Annotated in this window: 19 protein-coding genes and 1 pseudogene; 6 read left to right on the top strand and 14 right to left on the bottom strand. The window is 70.0% G+C overall.

Features of this window, described 5'->3' with window-relative positions; all coding sequences use genetic code 11:
• Positions 1 to 381 (bottom strand): glycosyltransferase (locus GJ634_RS08730; RefSeq protein WP_157502221.1); only part of this gene is annotated, 381 nt, incomplete at its 3' end.
• Between the two features lie 190 nt (positions 382 to 571).
• Between GJ634_RS08730 and GJ634_RS08725 the strand changes: the two genes are divergently transcribed.
• The gene (locus GJ634_RS08725) at positions 572 to 811 is read left to right on the top strand and encodes a hypothetical protein (RefSeq protein ID WP_157502219.1); all 240 of its coding nucleotides are present in this window, start codon (positions 572 to 574) and stop codon (positions 809 to 811) included.
• A 71-nt stretch (positions 812 to 882) separates the two neighbouring features.
• Here the strand turns inward: GJ634_RS08725 and GJ634_RS08720 are convergent, their stop codons facing one another.
• From GJ634_RS08720 to pyk, 5 genes are all read right to left on the bottom strand, one after another.
• The gene (locus GJ634_RS08720) at positions 883 to 1,491 is read right to left on the bottom strand and encodes an ArsR family transcriptional regulator (protein WP_157502217.1); all 609 of its coding nucleotides are present in this window, start codon (positions 1,489 to 1,491) and stop codon (positions 883 to 885) included.
• A gap of 69 nt (positions 1,492 to 1,560) precedes the next feature.
• Entirely contained in the window at positions 1,561 to 2,721 is a 1,161-nt protein-coding gene (locus GJ634_RS08715; RefSeq protein ID WP_157502215.1) for an SPFH domain-containing protein, read from the bottom strand.
• Positions 2,722 to 2,785: 64 nt separating this feature from the next.
• Positions 2,786 to 3,298: an NfeD family protein gene (locus GJ634_RS08710; protein WP_157502213.1), complete on the bottom strand. Its 513-nt coding sequence runs from the start codon at positions 3,296 to 3,298 to the stop codon at positions 2,786 to 2,788.
• Positions 3,299 to 3,523: 225 nt separating this feature from the next.
• Entirely contained in the window at positions 3,524 to 3,694 is a 171-nt protein-coding gene (locus tag GJ634_RS15460; protein WP_197425458.1) for a hypothetical protein, read from the bottom strand.
• Positions 3,695 to 3,741: 47 nt separating this feature from the next.
• Complete coding sequence (gene pyk / locus GJ634_RS08705) at positions 3,742 to 5,475, bottom strand: pyruvate kinase (RefSeq protein ID WP_157502211.1); 1,734 nt, start codon at positions 5,473 to 5,475, stop codon at positions 3,742 to 3,744.
• Between the two features lie 105 nt (positions 5,476 to 5,580).
• Between pyk and GJ634_RS08700 the strand changes: the two genes are divergently transcribed.
• Positions 5,581 to 5,868 carry a GYD domain-containing protein gene (locus GJ634_RS08700; protein ID WP_157502209.1) on the top strand — a complete coding sequence of 96 codons (288 nt, stop codon included), beginning with the start codon at positions 5,581 to 5,583 and terminating at the stop codon, positions 5,866 to 5,868.
• 313 nt (positions 5,869 to 6,181) lie between these two features.
• Here GJ634_RS08700 and metG read toward each other — a convergent pair whose 3' ends face one another.
• From metG to ppsA, 6 genes are all read right to left on the bottom strand, one after another.
• On the bottom strand, positions 6,182 to 8,269 hold the full coding sequence (gene metG / locus GJ634_RS08695; RefSeq protein WP_157502207.1) for a methionine--tRNA ligase: 2,088 nt from the start codon (positions 8,267 to 8,269) through the stop codon (positions 6,182 to 6,184).
• 60 nt (positions 8,270 to 8,329) lie between these two features.
• Positions 8,330 to 8,902, bottom strand: a complete 573-nt coding sequence (locus GJ634_RS08690; RefSeq protein ID WP_331714071.1) for a VTT domain-containing protein — start codon at positions 8,900 to 8,902, stop codon at positions 8,330 to 8,332.
• A 26-nt stretch (positions 8,903 to 8,928) separates the two neighbouring features.
• Entirely contained in the window at positions 8,929 to 9,999 is a 1,071-nt protein-coding gene (mfnA, locus tag GJ634_RS08685; protein ID WP_157502204.1) for a tyrosine decarboxylase MfnA, read from the bottom strand.
• A 25-nt stretch (positions 10,000 to 10,024) separates the two neighbouring features.
• Positions 10,025 to 11,275: a M48 family metallopeptidase gene (locus GJ634_RS08680; RefSeq protein WP_157502202.1), complete on the bottom strand. Its 1,251-nt coding sequence runs from the start codon at positions 11,273 to 11,275 to the stop codon at positions 10,025 to 10,027.
• Between the two features lie 55 nt (positions 11,276 to 11,330).
• Positions 11,331 to 11,594 (bottom strand): hypothetical protein, encoded by a 264-nt coding sequence (locus GJ634_RS08675; protein WP_157502200.1) that lies wholly within the window; start codon positions 11,592 to 11,594, stop codon positions 11,331 to 11,333.
• Between the two features lie 66 nt (positions 11,595 to 11,660).
• Entirely contained in the window at positions 11,661 to 13,907 is a 2,247-nt protein-coding gene (gene ppsA / locus GJ634_RS08670; RefSeq protein ID WP_157502198.1) for a pyruvate, water dikinase, read from the bottom strand.
• A gap of 176 nt (positions 13,908 to 14,083) precedes the next feature.
• Here ppsA and GJ634_RS08665 point away from each other — a divergent pair, with 176 nt between their 5' ends.
• Positions 14,084 to 14,521: a hypothetical protein gene (locus tag GJ634_RS08665; protein WP_157502196.1), complete on the top strand. Its 438-nt coding sequence runs from the start codon at positions 14,084 to 14,086 to the stop codon at positions 14,519 to 14,521.
• Here the strand turns inward: GJ634_RS08665 and GJ634_RS08660 are convergent.
• Positions 14,518 to 15,426 carry a PhzF family phenazine biosynthesis protein gene (locus GJ634_RS08660; protein ID WP_157502194.1) on the bottom strand — a complete coding sequence of 303 codons (909 nt, stop codon included), beginning with the start codon at positions 15,424 to 15,426 and terminating at the stop codon, positions 14,518 to 14,520. The genes GJ634_RS08665 and GJ634_RS08660 overlap by 4 nt on opposite strands.
• A gap of 125 nt (positions 15,427 to 15,551) precedes the next feature.
• Here GJ634_RS08660 and GJ634_RS08655 point away from each other — a divergent pair, with 125 nt between their 5' ends.
• The 3 genes from GJ634_RS08655 to GJ634_RS08645 all read left to right on the top strand — a co-directional run bounded on the left by GJ634_RS08655 (position 15,552) and on the right by GJ634_RS08645 (position 17,945).
• Complete coding sequence (locus GJ634_RS08655; protein ID WP_157502192.1) at positions 15,552 to 16,253, top strand: phosphoribosyltransferase; 702 nt, start codon at positions 15,552 to 15,554, stop codon at positions 16,251 to 16,253.
• 44 nt (positions 16,254 to 16,297) lie between these two features.
• Positions 16,298 to 17,152, top strand: coding sequence for an S-methyl-5'-thioadenosine phosphorylase (gene mtnP, locus GJ634_RS08650; protein WP_157502190.1), 855 nt, complete (start codon positions 16,298 to 16,300; stop codon positions 17,150 to 17,152).
• Between the two features lie 88 nt (positions 17,153 to 17,240).
• Positions 17,241 to 17,945, top strand: a complete 705-nt coding sequence (locus tag GJ634_RS08645) for a hypothetical protein (RefSeq protein WP_157502188.1) — start codon at positions 17,241 to 17,243, stop codon at positions 17,943 to 17,945.
• Here GJ634_RS08645 and GJ634_RS08640 read toward each other — a convergent pair.
• Positions 17,942 to 18,928, bottom strand: a pseudogene (locus GJ634_RS08640) (segregation/condensation protein A); the annotation flags it as partial. The gene GJ634_RS08645 and the pseudogene GJ634_RS08640 sit on opposite strands and share 4 nt — an antisense overlap.

Below are 18,928 nucleotides of genomic sequence, written 5' to 3'. Positions count from 1 at the left end.
GGAGCCGGTGGCGACGTCGGCGTCCCCGGAGCGCACGCTCTCGACGAGCTCCTCGAGGTGGCGCATGTCCGTCGCGAGGTCCGTGTCGAAGTAGGCCAACGTGTCGCCGTTCGCCGCCCGGAACGCGGCGTTCAGCGCGCCGCCGCGGCCCAGCCGCTCGTCGTTGTGGAAGTGCAGGACGCGGTCGTCCTCGGCGGCGAGCTGCGCGGCGATCTCGGGGGTCTCGTCGTCGCAGCCGTCCTCCGCGACGACCACCTCGTAGCTGCCCGCGGGGAGGAAGCCGTCGAGCGTCGCGAGCGTCGTCCGGACCGTCGACTCGATGGTGGCGGCCTCGTTGTACGCCGGGAGGACGACGCTGACCTCGACGCCCGACTCGCTCATTACCCGAGAACTCCGCCGTGGCCGGGTAAGAACTTTCTGCCTCGGCGCGCCCGGCGGCGTTAACCGCGCCTACCAATACGCGCGCTCCCAGTCACGACCCCCGGCTTGCGGGGCGCCGAAACCGCACGACAGCGGTCGATTTACCGCACGTACCAAACCCCTCTTGGGGGAACCGCGCCACTGTACTGGTATGAGCGCGTCAGCCGCGGCGAGTCAGTCACTCACCCCGAAGCAGCGTCGCATCCTCGACTACCTCCGGGACCACGCCGACGACCGCACGTACTTCAAGTCGCGGCTCATCGGCGACGAGCTCGACCTCTCCGCGAAGGAGGTCGGCGCGAACATGCCCGCCATCGAGGCCGGCGAGTTCGACGTCGACGTCGAGCGCTGGGGGTACTCCTCGTCGACGACGTGGAAGGTCGAAGCCTGAGTACTCGGCCGAACGGAGCGCAATCGTTTTCGACGTAGCTGCCGCTGTTCGGCTCGATAGACCAGCGCCACTCAGGGCTCGTAGGAGAGGAGGTCGGCGGCCTCGCCGGCGAACTCGGCGGCGTTCGCGTCGAAGGAGTCGGCGTACCGCACGAGCAGCGTGATGAGGGTCTCCGGGCGCTCGACGGCGTAGCCGTCCGCCCGGGAGAGCACGCCCGCGTCCTCCAGTTGCGCGGCGTACTTGCTGACGGTCGCCGGGGACACGTCCAGCGACTCCGCGAGGTCGCTGGCGGTCGCGTCGGGGTTCCGGAGGAGTTCGACGACCATCCCGCGCGGGGTCTCCCGGCGGAGGTAGCCGAGCGCGCGCTTCTCGAACGGGGAGAACCGCTCCGCGGGGAAGAACCGCTTGTAGTCGCCGTCGCGCTCGCTCTCGACGGCGGACTCCTCGAGCAGCCGCCGGAGGTGGTGTTGGGTCTCTCCGGTGCCGAGCTGCAGGTCGTCCCGGAGCTTCGAGAAGTGCGCGCCCGGCGTCGCCGTCACGTAGCCCGTGATGGCGTCCCGGACGTCGCTGTCGCCGCCCTCGCCGTCGTCGTCGCCGCCGGCGAGACGGGTCAGCGGGCTCGCTGCGCCGACGGCGGCGAACCGGCGGAGCGTCGAGCGCTTGTCCTCGTCGATGCCCATCTACGTCCCCGTAAGCGGTCACCCGAGAAAAGCGTTCGGTACCGGCTGGCACGCGGCGCGGCCGTCCGGTTACGCGTTCTTCCCGTCGTCGCCGTCGCTGCCGCCAGTACCGCTGTCGCCCGTCTCGAACTCCTGGTCCATCTCCTCGATGACCTCGTCCGTGTTCGTCAGGCCGGCGTCCTCGCCGCGCTGGACGGCCTCGGCCTGTTCTTCGAGCTTCTCGGGGTCGATGTCGGCCTCCTCGCTGATCTGGTTGAGGATCTCGTCGATGTTGTCGAGCCCGATGAGCTCGCGGGTCTCGTCGTCGAAGTCGAGGCTGTCGAGGTCCGCGCCGCCGCCGGCGACGTCGCTGCCGGCGAGGTGTTTGCCGTACCGGCCGACGAGGCTCGTGAGCTCCTGCGGGAGCACGAACGTGTTCGACTCGCCCTCGCCGATGCCCTCGAGGGTCTCCATCCCCTTCTCGATGATGGCGCGCTCGCCCATCGACTCCGCGGACTTCGCGCGGAGCACGGTGGAGATGGCGTCACCCTGCGCCTCGAGGATCTGGGACTGCTTCTCACCCTGCGCGCGGATGATGTTCGACTGCTTGTCACCCTGCGCGTTCTCGATGGCGGACTGCCGCTCGCCCTGCGCCTCCAGGATCATGGCGCGGCGGCGGCGCTCGGCGCTGGTCTGCTGCTCCATCGCCTTCTGGACCTCCTGGGAGGGGTTGACCTCCCGGACCTCGACGCTCTCGACGCGAATCCCCCACTCGTCGGTGGGTTCGTCGAGCTCCGTGCGGATGCGGGCGTTGATCTCCTGTCGCTTGTTCAGCGTCTCGTCGAGCTCCATGTCGCCGAGCACCGCGCGCAGCGTCGTCTGCGCGAGGTTCGAGACGGCGGTCTTGTAGTGGTCGACTTCGAGGAACGCCCGCTTGGCGTCCCGCACGCGGATATAGACGACGGCGTCGGCGGTCACCGGCGAGTTGTCGCGGGTGATCGCCTCCTGCTGTGGCACGTCGATGGTCTGCGTGCGCATGTCGAAGGGGTACGTGCGCGCCACGAACGGCGGCACGATGTTGATGCCGGGTTCGAGGAGGCCGCGGTACTCCCCGAACACCGTGAGCGCCTTCTTCTCGTAGGCGTCCACGATTTCGACGGCCTCGTAGACGACGACGGCCAACAGCAGCAACAACAGCAGTCCGACTGCCGGTATCACCGCGCCGCCCGTCTGTAGCGGGGTCAACTCCATGCGTAAACGTTCGGCGAGCGGACAATAAGTGTTGGTACGGTTCGCGCCGCCGGCGACCCGTCGTTCAGGCGCCGTCGGCGTCCCGGTCGAGTTCGCGGTCGATGTCGTCGGCGCCGTCGACGGCTTCCACGGTGAGGATGTTGCCCCCGCCCGGGTCGACGACCACGACGTCCTCGCCCTCCTCGATGCTGCCGGAGATGGTGCGCGCGCCGTACGTCGGGTTGAAGCCGCCGGATTCGATTTTCACGCGGCCCGAGCGCGGCGTCACTTCCTCGAGGACGTAGCCGCGCTTCCCGCGGAGGTCGTCGGCGTCCAGCGACTGCCCGCGGCCGGTCCCCTGGTATACCTCGTAGTTCCGGTAGAGGTACAGCGAGGCCGCGCCGACGACGAGGACGAGGCCAGCGAGCACGAACGGGGTCGCGGCCGCCGGCACGAACAGCCCGACGAGGCCGGCGACCAGCAGCGCGACGCCGAGGACGATGAGGTGTGCGCCGGGCGCGAGCGCCTCCATGACGCACAGCGCCGTCCCGACGACGACGAGCAGGAACGACAGCGAGTACCCGAACGCTTCGATCATACCCGTGAGTTGGGGCGGCGGCGGGAAAACCGTTTCCTGCGTGGCGCGCCGTGTGCGCGCCACGTTGATGCGAGTAGCGAGGGACGGAGTCCCTCGGACCGTTCGAGCGGGCGAAGCCCGCGAGAAGACGGCGAACGGAGTGAGCCGCGAGCTGCGTGGGCGACCGCAGGGAGAGCACGATTTGCGAACGAGGCCGACGAAACGAACGGAGAGGAGACCCACCGCTCAGACGAACAGCAGCGCGAGCACGCCGACCATGGCGGCGACGCCGAGCAGGAAGAACGCGACGTTCTCGGTGGCGGGGGAGCCGGGTTCGATGGCTCGCACGTCGGATTCGGCGTCGGGGCCGACTTCGTCGACCTCGTAGCGCCACGCGCGTTCGTCGTCCTCGGACATGCACGACCGTACCCCGTCGAGGGGGAAAAACGCGCGGGTTCGCGCGGTCAGGACTCGTCGGCGTAGACGACGCCGCGCTCGCCGTCGACGGTGACGACGCGGCCGTCGGCGACGTCGCCGAGGTCGGCGTCACCGACCATGGGGACGTCGAGTTCGCGCGCGACCATCGCGGGGTAGCCGGTCATCCCGGACTGGGCGGTGACGATGCCGGCGATCTTCGAGAGGTCGCCGTGGAACTCGTCGTCGAAGTCCGCGCCGAGCACGACCACGGCGCGGTCGGGGACTCCGGAGAGGTCGCCGTCGTCGAGCACGGCGACGGGCGCGGTGACCCGTCCCTTCACGACCGACTGGCCGACCGTCAGGGTCTCTGCGGCGACGTGGACTTTCAGCGTGTTCGTCGTGCTCGCGCCCTCGAGGTCCGTCATCATGCCGACGAGCACGACCACCGTGTCGCCGCTGTCGACGACGCCCGAGTCGACGGCGGCCTGGACCGCGCGCTCGACGACCGTGGTCGCGTCGCCCTCCGCGACCGCCGCGTACTCCGCGTGGACGCCCCAGTTGAGCGCGAGTTCGCGGCGCACGCGGTGGGAAGGGGTCGCGCAGACCACGGGGACGCGCGGCCGGAACTTCGCGGCCTTCCGCGCGGTGTAGCCGGACTCGGAGGCGACGACGACCGCGCTCGCGTCGATGTCGCGGGCGAGGTAGCGCGCCGACCGCGCGAGCGCGTCGGTCTTCGCGGTGCCGTCCGCTTCGGGGACGCGTTGCTCCTGCAGTTCGGCGTACTCGCCGCTCCCTTCGACCTCGCTGACGATGCGGTCCATCGTCTCCACGACCCGCGTCGGGTCGTCGCCGACCGCCGTCTCCGCCGAGAGCATGACGGCGTCCGTGCCGTCCAGCACCGCGTTCGCGACGTCGCTGGCCTCCGCGCGCGTCGGCCGCCGCGCGTGCACCATCGAGTCCAGCATCTCCGTCGCCGTGATGACGGGGACGCCCGCGTCCCGGCAGCGCCGGATGATGCGCTTCTGAATCATCGGCACGTCCTCCATCGGGCACTCCACGCCGAGGTCGCCGCGAGCGACCATCACGCCGTCCGCGGCCTCCACGATGCCGTCGAGGTTGTCCACGGCGCCCGCCCGCTCGATCTTCGCGACCACGGGGACGTCCGCGCCGAACGACTCCAGCACGCGCTCGACCTCGAGGACGTCGTCGGCGTCCCGCACGAAGCTCGCCGCCACGTAGTCGACGTCCTCCTCCGCGGCGAGTTCGAGGTCGCGGCGGTCCTTCTGCGTGACCACGTCGAGGTCGAGGTCCACGCCCGGGACGTTCACGCCCTTCCGGCTGCCGAGCTCGCCGCCGGACTCCACCCGGGCCGTCACCACGTCGCCCTCGACCGACTCGACGACGGTCTCGATGCGCCCGTCGTCGAGCAGCACGCGGTCGCCGGGTTCGGCCGCTGCGACGCTCGTCGACAGCCCGACGGTCGCGCCGGTCGTCTCCGCGTTCGGCACGAACTCCACGAGACTCCCGGTCTCGACGTGGACGGGCTCGTCGGTCTCGGCGGTCCGGACCTCCGGCCCCTTCGTGTCCAGCATCACCGCGAGCGGCTCCTCGGTCACCTCGTCGACCCGCCGCGCCGTCCCGATCAGCTCCCGGCGGTCGTCGAGGCCGCCGTGGCTCGCGTTGATGCGCGCCACGGACATCCCCGCGTCCACCAGCGACCGTATCGACGACTCGTCGTCTGTCGCCGGCCCCAGCGTACAGACGATCTTCGCGTTTCTCATACGCCGCGGCTACGACGCCGCCACGCAAAAACGTACGTGATTAACTCGCCTCCGAGTAGTCCGCCCGCCACAGCGCATTTCCCGGGGCCGACACAACCCTCGTGTATGCCGACTTACGCCGCTATCGCGAACATCGAGACCGGCCAGTTCCAGAACGCCCAAGAGCTGTCGGCCATCTGGGGCGACGTCCGCACCGACCTCGAAGCCCAGGACTGCACGCTCGAGGACGCCTACGTCCTCCTCGGCGAACGCGACGTCCTCCTCATCTTCGACGCGCCCGACCGCGAAGCCGCCCTCCAGGCCTCCATCGCCGCCGAGCGATACGGCATCAACATGCAGACCATGGAGGCCATGGACGTCGAGAAGCTCGGCGACCTCGTCGAGGACCTCTAAAACGACCTTTTGCGCTGCGGGCCGCCGTAGGCGGCCCTCGGCAAAAGCTCGGCCAAAAGCGCCGTCGGACCCCCTTCGGGGGTCCTCGGCGCCCGAGCGCTGCGCGCTCGGTGAACCGCTTCGCTCGGGTTCTCCGAACCGCTCGCTCGCGGATGCTCGGCTGCCAGTTTCTCGGTTGGCGAGGATACCACCTCTCGCGTAGATTCAAGTACCAAAACGGAACCAACCGGGCGCGTGACCTGACGAGGGGCCGGTGCGCTCGGACGCGGAACGGCGGCAGCGCGCACCGGAACCGGTCCGCCGCCTGCAAGCCCTACTTCACTTTCGTACCCGGCTCGCTGTCCTCGTGGGTGGTGAGGAGGTCGGCGTCCTCGCCGGCGGCCAGCACCATGCCGTTGGACTCCACGCCGAACAGCTCGGCCTTCTCGAGGTTCGCGACGACGACGACGCGCTTCCCCGGGAGGTCGTCGAGGTCGTGGAGCTGCTTGATGCCCGCGACGATCTGGCGGACCTCGTGGCCGACGTCGACTTCGAGGCGCGCGAGGTCGTCGGCGCCCTCGATGCCCTCCGCGGACTGAATCTCGCCGACGCGCAGGTCGAGGCTCTGGAAGTCCTCGAAGGTGATTCGCTCGTCGGCGAGCGGTTCGAGTTCGGTGTCGGACGCTTCGCTCACGTCCTCGCCGTCGCCCTCGTCGGTACTGGCGGCTTCGATTTTCGCCTGGAGCTTCTCGTCGAGCTCCTCGACGCGGTCGTCCTCGACCTTCGTGAACAGCTCCTCGGGCTCGCCGAACTCCGCGGGCGGCGCCTGCAGGCAGTCGCCGACCGTGGCGTCCGCCGCGGAGCCGTCCTCGCCGAGCTGCGCCCAGACCTCGTCGGCCTTCTCGGGCGTGAACGGCTGGAGCAGCACCGCGACGGCCTTCACGAGCTGCACGCAGTCCCGGATGACCGGCGCCGCCTCGTCGTCGTCGAGCTTCCACGGCTCGTTGCGCTGGATGTACTCGTTGCCGTAGCGAGCCAGCGCGACCGCGCGCTCCCCGGCCGACTTCAGGTCGTAGTCGTTGAGCGCGTCCTCGTAGTCGTCCATCGCCTGCGCGATCTCGGTCTCCACGTCGTCCGAGACCGCGGCCTCGGGCGTCCCGCCGAAGTTCCGGTTCGCGAACAACAGCGCCCGGTAGGCGAAGTTCCCGACGACGTCGGCGAGTTCGCTGTTCACGCGCTCGGCGAACCGGTCCCACGAGAAGTTCACGTCCTGCTCGAAGCCGCTCGCGGTCGCCATGTAGTACCGGAGGAGGTCCGGGTGGAACCCTTCGTCGAGGTACTCCTCCGCCCAGATGGCGCGGTTCTTCGACGTCGACAGGCCCTTCCCGTCGATGTTCACGAACCCGGTCGCGCAGACCGCCCGGGGCTCCGCGTAGTCGGCGGCCTCCAGCATCGCCGGCCAGTAGACGGTGTGGTGCTGAATGATGTCGCGGCCGATGACGTGGACGATCTCGCCGTCGCCGTCCTTCCAGACGGTCTCCCAGTCGAAGTCACCGGTGCGCTCGCTGTACTGCTTCGTCGTGGAGACGTACTCGATGGGGGCGTCCACCCAGACGTACAGCACGAGGTCGTCGCTCCCGTTCGCGGCTTCCCCGCTGTCGTCCCGAGCGACGCTCTCCCCGGGGTAGTCGATGCCCCAGTCGAGGTCCCGCGTGATGCAGAGGTCCTGCAGTTCGCCCTCGATCCACTCGCGGGGCTGGTTCTGGGCGTTGCTCGTCCCCTCCATCCGGTTGATGAACCCCTGGAGGTGCTCCTGCATGTCCGAGAGCCGGAGGAACTTGTGCTCGCGGCGGCGGTACTCCGCGGGGTTGCCGGTGAGCGAGGAGACGGGGTCCTCGATCTCCCCGGGTTCGAGGTGGCGCTGGCAGCCCTCGTCGCACTCGTCGCCGCGGGCGTGCTCGCCGCAGTACGGGCACGTCCCCTCGACGTAGCGGTCGGGGAGCCACTGGTCGGCGTCGGGGTCGTAGGCGACGTCGATCTCCTTCTCGAAGACGTGGCCGTTCTCCTCCCACGTGCGCACGAACTCCTTCGTGAGCTGCGTGTTGGTCTCGTCGTGGGTGTGGCCGTACTGGTCGAAGTCGACGTTGAACTTCGGGAACGTCTCCTCGTACTGCTCGTGGTGGCGGAGCGCGAACTCCTCGGGGCTGACGCCTTCCTCGGCGGCGTTGACCGCGATGGGGGTGCCGTGCATGTCGCTGCCGCAGACGTAGATGGCGTCCTGGCCGAGCTTCCGGAGCCCGCGCGTGAACGCGTCGGCGTTCACGTAGCTGCGCAGGTGGCCGATGTGGAGGTCGCCGTTGGCGTACGGCAGCCCCGCGGTGACCACCGTCTGGTCGTCGGTCGGGAAGTCCTCGTAGGTCATGGGTGTCCGTTCGCCCGGCGCGGGCCTAAAGCCCGCTGGTTGCGGCGCGGCAGTGTGTGGTCAGGCGACGAACAGCACGCCCTCGATGAGCACGATGGTGACGACGAGGCGGCCGACGCTGCCGGCGAACGTCGCGAGCGCGAACCGCCGGTAGTCCTTCTCGATGACGGAGAACGCGTACAGGGAGATGGTGTCCGGGAAGAACGGGACGCTGAGCCCGACGGCCATCCCGTAGTAGCCGTACGTCTGGACGAGTTCGACCATGCGGCTCTTCGACCACTCGACGGGGTCGAAGCCGAGCCGGCGGAGCGCGCGCACGACGACGCCGGAGTGGCTGGCGCCGTGGCCGACCGAGAGCGCGATGATGCTGCCGAGGGACTTCCCGGCGCCGCTGACCGCGACGACGACCGCGACGAGCGCGGGTCCGGGGAGGCCGAGGCCGAGCGTCGCGGCGCTCCCGCAGACGTAGCCCGCGGGGCAGAGGACGACCTCGCTGGGCAGCGGGAGGACGAACGCGATGAGAAACGAGTAGACGAAGATGATGCCGAGCCCCGGCCAGCCGGTCGCGGCACGGACGGCTCCTTCGACTGCACCGAGGTCGATAGAGAGCGCGAGCGGGGCGGACGAGAGCACTGTCTGTGTGATGGACTGGTGCGGGATTAAACGTTACCGACATCGGTGAGGTCCGCGAGGAACGCGTCGAGCATCTCGCGGGTGACGTGGGGCATGCAGACGACGCGGAGTTCGCCCGCGCTCGTGGTGGAGATTCGCCAGCCGGCGTCCCGGAGCGCGCCGAACTCGTCGTCGGGGAGGTCGGCGGCGACCAGCGGGAGCACGGGGTCGACGACGTCGTAGCCGCGCGCGGCGAGTTCGTCCGCGAGGTAGTCTGCGTTGGCCTGCGCGCGCTCGTACTGGTCGCGGTAGCCGTCCGGCCAGAGCGCGTCGAGGGCGGCGTGCGTGCCGGCGACGCCGGCGCCCGAGCGCGTGCCGCCGAGCGTGGGCTGGGCGTCGGATTCGAGGTAGGGGGTGTCGACGGCGAGCGCGTCCAGCGTCTCGCTGTCGCGGGCGAGGAAGCCGCCGGCGGGAATCGGCGCCCGCCCCATCTTGTGCGGGTCGACGGTCATCGTGTCGACGGCGGCGTCCGCGAAGCTCCAGTCGTGGTCGGTGAACGGGAGGACGAACCCGCCCCACGCGGCGTCGACGTGGAGGCGCGCGTCCGCGTCGCCGGCGACGTCGGCGAGCGCGGGAATCGGGTCGACGCGGCCGTACTCGGTGCTGCCGGCGACCGCGGCGACGAGCGCGGTGTCGTCGTCCGCGAGCGCGGCGACGGCGTCGACGTCGGCGCGGTGGTCGTCGTCCGTTGGCGCGAGCCGCAACTCCACGTCGAGGACGTCGGCGGCCTTCTGGAAGCTGAAGTGCGCGCTCTCGGGCGCGACGACGTTGACGTCGCCGTCCGCGAGGTTGCGCGCGGCCCGCACCGCCTGGATGTTCGCTTCGGTGCCGCCGGAGCCGACGTAGCCGTGGGGGTTGCTGAGGCCGACGACGTCACCGAGCGCGTCGACGGCGTCGGCTTCGAGGTCGGCGACGGCGGGGTAGGTCGCGGGGTCGCCGGGGTTGTCCGCGAGGAACGCGACGGCGGCCTCGCGGGCGGCCGGGTGGGGTTCCGTACACATCGAGGAGAGCACGCGGTCGAACTCCTGCGGGGTGGGCGTCGACGCCGCGCCGGTCATACCACCAGCGAGTCGAGGGAGCGATTTAGCGGTTCCGCTCTCCGTCCGTGAGGTAGCGGATGCGCTCGGGGACCGGCGGGTGCTGGTAGTGGAACGCCTCGTAGAGGGGGTGCGGGAAGGGGTTGCCGAGGTTCTCGCTGGTGAGCGCGGCGAGCGCGTCCGCGAGCGGCCCGCCGCCGTCCATCACGTCGACGGCGAACGCGTCGGCCTCGCGCTCGTTCGCGAGCCAGAGCTTGTTCGAGAGCGGGCTGGCGAACTGGCTCACGGGTTCGACCCACAGCGCGGCGAGCAGCAGGCCCGCGGCGGGCACCTCGGGCGCGCCGAACATCGCGTACAGCCACGACGACTCCACGAGGAACTGCGCGGCGAACAGCAGAATCCCGGCCTGCACGACGCTGGCGGCCATCCCCTGCCAGATGTGGCCCTTCTTCCAGTGGGCGAGCTCGTGGGCGAGCACGCTCTGGAGCTCCGGTTCGTCGAGCTGGTCGACGAGCGTGTCGAAGAGGACGACGCGCTTGGTCGCGCCGAACCCCGTGAAGAAGGCGTTCGAGTGGCCCGACCGGGAGCTCGCGTTCATCACGTAGACGTCGTCGCAGGTGAAGCCCGCGCGCTCGAAGACGTCGTCGACGGCCTCGCGGAGGCTCGAGTCCTCGACGGGGTCGAAGTCGTAGAACAGCGGGAGGAACACGCGCGGCACGATAATCTGGGTGGCGAGCAGGAAGACGCCGACGACGCCCGTAGCGGCGAGCCACCACCACTCGGGGAACGCGTCCACGACGAACAGGACGGCGGCGCCGAGCGCGGCGACGAGCGCGGCGGTGAACGCGGTGCTGACGAGCTTGTCGCGGACGAACAGTTTCGGGGACTGCTCGTTGAAGTCGAACGCGTCCTCGACGGCGAACGTCTCGAAGGCGTCGAACGGCACGCGCAGCAGTTGGAACGCGAGCGCGGCGCCGACGAACACGGCGACGCCCGCGAGCAGGTCGCTCCCGACGAGGTCGTAGGCTGCGGCCACGGCATCGCCGAACAGGCCGGTGTAGAGCACGAGCAGGACGACGCCGAGCACAACGACGCTCTGGAGTTGGCTCGCAGCGGTCGTCAGCCGGTGGTAGTCGAGCAACTCCTCGGGGTCGTCGACGCCGACCGCGTCGGCGAGCCACTCGCTGCGTTCGCGAACCGTCCGGTCGGCGTGCCGGACGTTCAGCGCGGCGAGCGCGACGAAGAAGCCCGTCGAACCGACGACCAACAGCAGGAAGGCGGCGTGGTACGCGAGCATACCGACGCGTACGGCGAGTTCGCTGAAACGGCTTGCGGTCGGCGGAGCGGCCCCGCTACTGGTTCCCGCCGTAGCCGCCCGCGCGTCCTTCCTGTTCCATCTGGCGGCGCTTCTCGTCGGGGTCGTCGCTGTACTTCGAGGGGCGCTCGCGTTGCTGGCCCCACTTGTAGAGGACGTACAGGACGCCGACCGCGGTAATGCCGGCCGCGTAACTGGCGTACGGGAGGGTGAGGGCGTACGCGAGTGCCGCGACGACGCCGGTGGCGGCGGTCGCGAGGACCGTCCAGCGCGGCACCCACGGGGAGTCGTCGTCGCTCATGGGCGGCGTTTCGGCCAGCGAGCGAATAAGTGTTCTCCCCGGCGACGGATTGCGGGGGCTACCGCGTCACCGGACGTCGTCGAGAATCAGGCGCTGTTCGACGCGCTTGACCTCGTGCTGGACGTCCCGGACGGCGTCGATGTTCGCGGAGATGGAGGAGACGCCGGTCTCCACGAGGAAGTTCACCATCTCGGGCTTCGAGCCGGCCTGCCCGCAGATGCTGGTGGCGACGTCGTGCTCGCGGCAGGTCTCGATGGCGGTCTCGATGAGGTCCAGCACCGCGGGGTGGAGCTCGTCGAAGCGGTCGGCGACGTTGCCGTTGTTCCGGTCGACGGCGAGCGTGTACTGCGTGAGGTCGTTCGTGCCGAACGACGCGAAGTCGATGCCCTCGGCGGCGAGCTCCGCGACGGAGAGCGCGGCCGCGGGCGTCTCGATCATCGCCCCCCACGTGCGCTTCTCGGTGTCGATGCCGGCCTCGACCATGAGCTCGCGGGCCTGCCGGACGTCGTCGGCGTCGTTCACGAGCGGGAACATGATCTCGACGTTGTCGTACCCCATCTCGTAGAGGTCCTTGAACGCCTCCAGCTCGTGCTTGAACACGTCGGGGCGGTCGAGGCTGCGGCGGATGCCGCGGTAGCCCAGCATCGGGTTGTGCTCGTGGGGCTCGTCGCTGCCGCCCTCGAGCTGCCGGAACTCGTCGGTCGGCGCGTCGAGCGTGCGGACGCGGACGGGCCGCGGGTAGAACTCCTCGGCGACCTCGCGAACGCCGGAGACGAGCTCGTCCACGTAGGCGTCCTCGCCGTGGTCGGCGATGTAGCGCTCGGGCGTCTTGTTCGTCGAGAGAATCATGTGCTCCGTGCGGAGCAGGCCGACGCCGTCGGCGCCCGTCGCGGCGGCCCGTTCGGCGGCCTCGGGAATCGAGACGTTGACCTTCACCTCGGTCGCGGTCATCGGCTTCACGGGCGTCGTCGGGCGCGCCTCCTCGATGGGGTTGCGCTCGGTCTCCTCCTCCGTGCGGCCCTCGGTGACGGTGCCGCGGTCGCCGTCGAGGGTGACGATCTGGTCGTCGTGGAGGACGTCGGTGGCGTTCGTCGCGCCGACGACTGCCGGACAGCCGAGCTCGCGGGAGACGATGGCGGCGTGGCTGGTCATGCCGCCCTCGTCGGTGACGATGCCGGCGCCGCGCTTCATCGCGGGCACCATGTCCGGCGTCGTCATCTCCGTGACGATGATGTCGCCCTCGCCGACCTTGTCGAGCTGGTCGAGCTTGGTGACGACGCGAGCCGGGCCGGACGCGATGCCGGGGCTGGCGCCGAGGCCGTTCACGAGCTCCTCGCCGGTGTCGTCGTTCTCGGTCATCTCTGTGTCCTCGTCGATGGTCGTGATGGGCCGCGACTGCAGCATGTAGATGTCGCCGTCTACCATCGCCCACTCGACGTCCTGCGGTTCGCCGTAGTGGTCCTCGACGCGCTCGCCGATGGTCACGAGGTCCAGAATCTCCTCGTCGGAGAGCACGCGCTGCTCGCGCTTCTCCTCGGGGACCTCGCGCTCGGCGGTCTCGCCGGTCTCCGGGTCGCGGACGCACATCACCTTCTTGTCCGCGATAGAGACCTCCTCGACCGTGCCGGTGTCGCGGTCGACGTGGTAGTTGTCCGGGGAGACGGAGCCGGAGACGACCGCCTCGCCGAGTCCCCACGCGGCCTCGATGATGGCCTCGTGGGCGCCCGTGGAGGGGTGGCTCGTGAACATCACGCCGGACTTCTCGGCGTCGACCATCTTCTGGACGACGACCGCGATGTCGACGTCGCGGTGGGCGAACCCCTGCTCCTCGCGGTAGTAGATGGCGCGCTGGGTGAACAGCGACGCCCAGCAGCGCTTCACGCGGTCGACGAGCTCCTCGCGGGTGATGTTGAGGAACGTCTCCTGCTGGCCCGCGAAGCTCGCGTCCGGGAGGTCCTCGGCGGTCGCCGACGACCGCACGGCGACCGACGCCGCCCCGTCGTCGAGGTCGTCGTACGACGAGAGGATGTTCTCGCGGATGTGCTCCGGGAGCTCGGTGTTCAGGATGAGGTCCTTCGCGGCTGCCTCCGCGTCGGCGAGCGCGCTGGAGTCCTCCGGGTCGACGTCCACGGCGTCGAACAGCTCGTCGTCGATGTTCGCGTCCTCGATGAACGAGCGGTACGTTCCCGCGGTCACGACGAACCCCGGGGGGACGGGGAGCCCGGCGTCCGTGAGTTCGCCGAGCGAGGCGCCCTTGCCGCCGACACTGTCGATGTCGTCGGCCCGTACGTCTTCCAGCCATCGAACAGCCATTGACAGGTAGATAGACCGGAACTGCTCATAAGAAGGTTGCGAACGTCTCAAGCGCAAGAATTACGAACTCGGCTCCGAGTACCACTTGGCCGCGCTACGGCCCGTACTCGGGGGTCGGCGTCCGCCGGTCGCGGCCCAGCGGAGGATTTTAGCCGGCGGCTCGTCTCCACTCGGGCATGGACGCGAAACGCGCAGCCGTACACGCGGGGAAGTACTTCCTGTTCACGTCCGCGTTCGCCGTCGTCGGCCTCGCCCTCGTCGGCGGCGGGGTCGCGCTCGGCGGGCTCGAAGCGTGGGACATCCTCTCGGCGGACTCCTCGGCGACCGGGCAGGCGCTGTCGGCCGCGGCCCCCGGCATCGTGCTCGCCGTCGTCGGCGTGCTCGTCTACCGCTTCGGGAAGGCGTGGTCGCTGTACAAGACGCTGACCGCCGCCAACGAGGACGCGCTCTCGGAGACGTTCGACACCCAGCGCGTGAAGAGCGACATCGTGAGCGTGCTCGACGACCGGCTCGCGGACATGCAGAACGACCTCCAGTCCGTGAACCGCGAGCTCCGGAAACTCAAGGAGGACGACGCGTTCGACTTCGGCGAGGCGCCGAACTCGAAGGACTAGGCCTCCAGAATCTCCTCGTCGTCGGCCGGCGGCACCTGCAGGGCGCCGTCGAGGGTCTCGACCGCGGTTCCGCCGACCTTCGGCGCGCCGCCGTCCCGCACTCGCACGCGGACGTTGCCCGGCCGGTCGACGAAGTGCCCCTGCTCGAAGACCATCTCCTCGGCGATGTCGCCGCCGAACGCGCCGTAGCGTTCGAGGTACGCGCCAGTCGCGCCGCTGGCCGTCCCCGTCACGGGGTCTTCGTCGATACCGGCGCCCGGAACCCACGCGCGGCCGTGGAGCGTCGAGTCGCCGTCCAGCGCGTCGAACGAGAACGCGTACACGCCGTTCGCACCGACCTCGTCGGCGAGCGCCTCGACGGCGTCGAAGTCGGGACTGGCGTCCCCGAGGTCCGAGAGGTACGTCACGGGCGCGACGAGGAACGGGAATCCGGTCGATGCCACCGCGAGCGGCAGGTCGTCGCTCGCGCCCCGGAGCGCCTCCTTCTCCAGCCCGGTCGCGCTCGCGACGCGCTCGTAGCTCACGTCGACCTCCCGGATCTCGGGCGGGTTCTGCGTCATCCACACGGTGCCGTCGGCCTCGACTTCGACGTCGAGCGTGCCGACGTTCGTCGCCAGCGTGTGCTCGCCCGCGTCGACGGCGCCGTCCGCGAACAGGTGGGCGTGGGTCGCGATGGTCGCGTGCCCGCAGAGGTCGACCTCTTCGGTCGGCGTGAAGTACCGAATCCGGCGGTCGGCGTCGTCGCTCTCGCGGACGAACGCGGTCTCGCTGGCGCCGAGCTCGGCCGCGATGGCCTGCATCTGGCCGTCGGTCAGGTCGTCGGCGGCCGGCACCACGCCCGCCGCGTTCCCCGCGCACGGCTCGTCGGTGAACGCGTCCACGAGGAGGGCTCGCGTCTCGGTCATGCAAGCGGGTTCTCGCTCCCGCGTGTTGCGTGTTTTCCTTCCGCCGGCGCCCGGCTGACGCGCGCAACCGCCTCGAGCGCACCTGTAAACCGTTAAGTAGCGAGGTGTCCGACTGCCCATACGTAATGAGCGACCTCCCGGACGAGTTCAAGTGCACTATCACCAACTGGGAGTACATCTACGGTCTCTGCCGGGACGTCAGCGACGACGTCAAGCACTCCGAGTTCGAGCCCGACGTCGTCGTCGCGCTCGCCCGCGGCGGCTGGTTCGCGGGCCGGTGTCTCTGTGACTTCCTCGGCCTCGACGACCTCACGAGCCTCAAGATGGAACACTACGTCGGCACCGCCCAGAAGGCCGACGAGCCCGAGGTCCGGTACCCGATGCCGGAGGGCTCCGTCGCGGACAAGGACGTCCTCATCATCGACGACATCGCCGACACCGGCGGCTCCATCGAGCGCGCTCACGAGTACGTCGCCGAGCGGGACGCCAACGAGATCCGCACCGCCACCCTCCAGCTGCTGGGCACCAGCGAGTACGACCCCGACTACGTCGGCGAGTACCTCGACGAGTGGACGTGGGTCGTCTACCCGTGGAACTTCATCGAGGACATGATCGACCTCATCTCCGGCGTCATGGAGAAGGACGGCGACGGCCCGTACACCCGCGAGGAGATCCTCGACCTCCTCTCGGCGTACCACGACGTCGAGCGCATCGAGATGGAGATCGCCCAGCCCAACCGCCTCGACGAAGTGCTCGACGAGATGGTCCGCCGCGACGTGCTCGTGAAGGCCAGCCCCGACGAGTGGAAGCTCCGCGTCGACGCCTGACCGCCATCGGTTCGTTTAGGTGCGTCCGCCGTCGACCTCGTGCCATGATCGGCTTCATCGGCGGCTCCGGCATCTACGAGGCGCTCCCGCTGAACGGCGTCCGCGAGGAGGACGTGACGACCCCGTACGGCGACCCGAGCGCGCCCGTCACGGTCGGCGAGTTCGGCGACACCGGCACCGAGGTCGCGTTCCTGCCGCGGCACGGCCCCGACCACCAGCGCTCGCCGACGAACCTCCCGTACAGGGCGAACATCTACGCGCTCAAGCAGCTCGGCGTCGAGCGCATCCTCGCGTCGAACGCCGTCGGCAGCCTCAAGGAGGAGCTGCCGCCCCAGACGCTGGTCGTCCCCGACCAGATTTTCGACCGCACGAAACACCGCGACTCCACGTTCTTCGGCGACGGCGTCGTCGTCCACCAGCCGTTCGCGGACCCCTACTGCCCGCACATGGTCGACCACCTCCACGAGTCCGCGGCGGAGGCGACCGACGCGGAGACCCAGAAGGGCGGCACGTACGTCTGCATCGAGGGGCCGCAGTACTCGACGCGCGCGGAGTCGGAGTTCTACAAGGCGCAGGGCTGGGACCTCGTCGGCATGACCGCCATCCCGGAGGCGAAGCTCGCCCGCGAGGCCGAGATGTGTTACGCGACGGTCGCCGGCGTCACCGACTACGACGTCTGGAAGGCCGACAGCGAGGTCACCCTCGAGGAAGTCCTCGAGAACGCGGCGGCCAACGAGGACGCCATCAAGCGCACCGTCGAGCACGCCATCGAGACGCTGCCCGACGAGCGGGACTGCGACTGCGGGCAGGCCCTCGAGGGCACCGTGAACACGCCCACCGAGGCCATCCCCGCGGACACCCGCGACCGCGTCGACGAACTCCTCGGCGACTACCTGTGAAGCGGGCGCGTTGACGGGGTAACGCGGTAAGATTCGCGTCCGCGGACCCAAAATGTAAATACCACTGCCGCGTTTGTTAGGACGACTTATGGGGGAGCACGCGGACGCCGAAGCGTTCTCGACCGAGCTCGCGGCGCTGAAGCGGGACGGCTGCAACGTCCTCGTCGTCAGCGACGCGGCCGGCCGCGAGGCCGCCTGCGAGCGGCTGCTCGGCGCCCCCGAACTCGACCGCCGCCACGTCTTCCTCCAGACCGAGGCCGACGTCTCGACGGTGCTGGACCGCCACCGCCCGCGCCGCACCGACCCGTCGACGCTCGGCGTCGTGGACGCCACGCCCGAGACCGGCGTGCGCTCGGCGGCCGCCGCGACCCCCTCGACGGAGCTCCAGCGGCCGCTCGGCGAGTGGTACGAGCGCGTCGACGACCCCACGGACTTCGCGGCGCTCACGACCGCCGTCACGGACGCCTTCGACCGCGTCGCCGCGACCGCCGACAACCCCGGCGAACTCCGGTTCTGCGTCGACGGCCTCGACCCGTTCTTCGACGCCGTGCGCTCCGGCGACCTCGACGAGGAGCGGCTGTTCCGCTTCCTCCACCTGCTCGCGAGCTCGGTCCGCGACGCGGACGGCATGGGCCACTTCCACGTCTCCGCGAGCGCCGACGACGACCTCCTCGCGACGGTCGAACCGCTGTTCGACGCGACGCTGTCCGTCGAGACAGACGACGGCGGCACCGCCCGCCAGCGCTGGCGGCTCCACGACTCCGGCCGCGTCACCGACTGGTTCGCGTTCTAGTTCTCGCAGACCCAGAGGTCGCCGAACAGGTCGTCCTGTTCGAGCGTGACCGCGCCGCGGTGCGCGAGGAAGAGCAGGGCGAGGAACGTCTGCACGCGTGACTCCCCGGCGTCGGAGACCTCCTCGTAGAGCACTTCCGTGCGGCCGCCGCCGTACTTCTCGTCGAGGACCTCGCGGACGTCGTCGATGGTCGCCTCGATGTCCTCCTCGTGGGCGTTCCCGAGCGCCTCCTCGGCCGTGGGCTCGTCGTCCATCCGGAACTCGTCCCCGGAGCGGTAGTCCAGCTCCTGGACGCCGCGCCGGAACCCCTGCGGGGAGTCGCTGGTGTCGTACTCGCGGGACTCCTTCCACCACGACCCGCGCTCGGCCTCCCGGAGGTCGCGGACGAGTTCGTCCAGCGTCTCCGGGTTGCCGCGGGCGTGCTTGCGCTCCAGCCGGCGGTCCATCTCGGACTCGAGGGCGTCCACTGGGTCGTAGGCCGCCGGCCGTCCTCCTCAGGCGGCGCCTCCCACGGCGGCTGCTCGACGTCCTCCTCGTCGGGTTCGTCGTCGCCGTCGTCGAGCATCGCGTCGCTCTTCATCCGCAGGAGGACGCTCGCGTAGAACAGCGCGCGCCCCGACGTCCGCAGGTCGGCCTCGTCGAGCGCCTCGAGGAACTTGTCCGTCACCGCCACGATGTCGATGTCCCACGGCTCGATCTCGCCGTCTTTGGCGAGCTGCACGAGCAGCTCCACGGGCTCGACCTCGTCGTCGGGGTTCGCCGCCGGCTCCGCCGGCGACTCCGCGATGAGCTCCGCGGCGCTGTCCGGCGTCGAACTCGCCTCGTCCGCCGGCTCCGCGGTCGTCAGCCCGCCGTCCGGCTCGGCGCTGTCGGCCTCGCGTTCGGCCTTCCGGTCCTCGTGGCCGGTGATGTCCAGCGGCACGTCGTCGGCGCCGCCGTCGGTCGCGAGCGCCTCCGGCTCTCTTTCGCGGGTCGCGTCGCTC

It is taken from the genome of Halobacterium sp. CBA1126 (assembly GCF_009741975.1).
GTDB lineage: Archaea > Halobacteriota > Halobacteria > Halobacteriales > Halobacteriaceae > Halobacterium.
Note: the sequence above shows the minus strand (reverse complement) of the source record. Positions and strands in the feature narration are given on the sequence as shown.

What these genes read in the sequence shown, in the direction of transcription:
- GJ634_RS08725 (WP_157502219.1), top strand. Translation starts at nt 572, where the DNA reads ATGAGCGCGTCAGCCGCGGCGAGTCAGTCACTCACCCCGAAGCAGCGT.
- GJ634_RS08720 (WP_157502217.1), bottom strand. Translation starts at nt 1,491, where the DNA reads ATGGGCATCGACGAGGACAAGCGCTCGACGCTCCGCCGGTTCGCCGCC.
- GJ634_RS08715 (WP_157502215.1), bottom strand. Translation starts at nt 2,721, where the DNA reads ATGGAGTTGACCCCGCTACAGACGGGCGGCGCGGTGATACCGGCAGTC.
- GJ634_RS08710 (WP_157502213.1), bottom strand. Translation starts at nt 3,298, where the DNA reads ATGATCGAAGCGTTCGGGTACTCGCTGTCGTTCCTGCTCGTCGTCGTC.
- GJ634_RS15460 (WP_197425458.1), bottom strand. Translation starts at nt 3,694, where the DNA reads ATGTCCGAGGACGACGAACGCGCGTGGCGCTACGAGGTCGACGAAGTC.
- pyk (WP_157502211.1), bottom strand. Translation starts at nt 5,475, where the DNA reads ATGAGAAACGCGAAGATCGTCTGTACGCTGGGGCCGGCGACAGACGAC.
- GJ634_RS08700 (WP_157502209.1), top strand. Translation starts at nt 5,581, where the DNA reads ATGCCGACTTACGCCGCTATCGCGAACATCGAGACCGGCCAGTTCCAG.
- metG (WP_157502207.1), bottom strand. Translation starts at nt 8,269, where the DNA reads ATGACCTACGAGGACTTCCCGACCGACGACCAGACGGTGGTCACCGCG.
- mfnA (WP_157502204.1), bottom strand. Translation starts at nt 9,999, where the DNA reads ATGACCGGCGCGGCGTCGACGCCCACCCCGCAGGAGTTCGACCGCGTG.
- GJ634_RS08680 (WP_157502202.1), bottom strand. Translation starts at nt 11,275, where the DNA reads ATGCTCGCGTACCACGCCGCCTTCCTGCTGTTGGTCGTCGGTTCGACG.
- GJ634_RS08675 (WP_157502200.1), bottom strand. Translation starts at nt 11,594, where the DNA reads ATGAGCGACGACGACTCCCCGTGGGTGCCGCGCTGGACGGTCCTCGCG.
- ppsA (WP_157502198.1), bottom strand. Translation starts at nt 13,907, where the DNA reads ATGGCTGTTCGATGGCTGGAAGACGTACGGGCCGACGACATCGACAGT.
- GJ634_RS08665 (WP_157502196.1), top strand. Translation starts at nt 14,084, where the DNA reads ATGGACGCGAAACGCGCAGCCGTACACGCGGGGAAGTACTTCCTGTTC.
- GJ634_RS08660 (WP_157502194.1), bottom strand. Translation starts at nt 15,426, where the DNA reads ATGACCGAGACGCGAGCCCTCCTCGTGGACGCGTTCACCGACGAGCCG.
- GJ634_RS08655 (WP_157502192.1), top strand. Translation starts at nt 15,552, where the DNA reads ATGAGCGACCTCCCGGACGAGTTCAAGTGCACTATCACCAACTGGGAG.
- mtnP (WP_157502190.1), top strand. Translation starts at nt 16,298, where the DNA reads ATGATCGGCTTCATCGGCGGCTCCGGCATCTACGAGGCGCTCCCGCTG.
- GJ634_RS08645 (WP_157502188.1), top strand. Translation starts at nt 17,241, where the DNA reads ATGGGGGAGCACGCGGACGCCGAAGCGTTCTCGACCGAGCTCGCGGCG.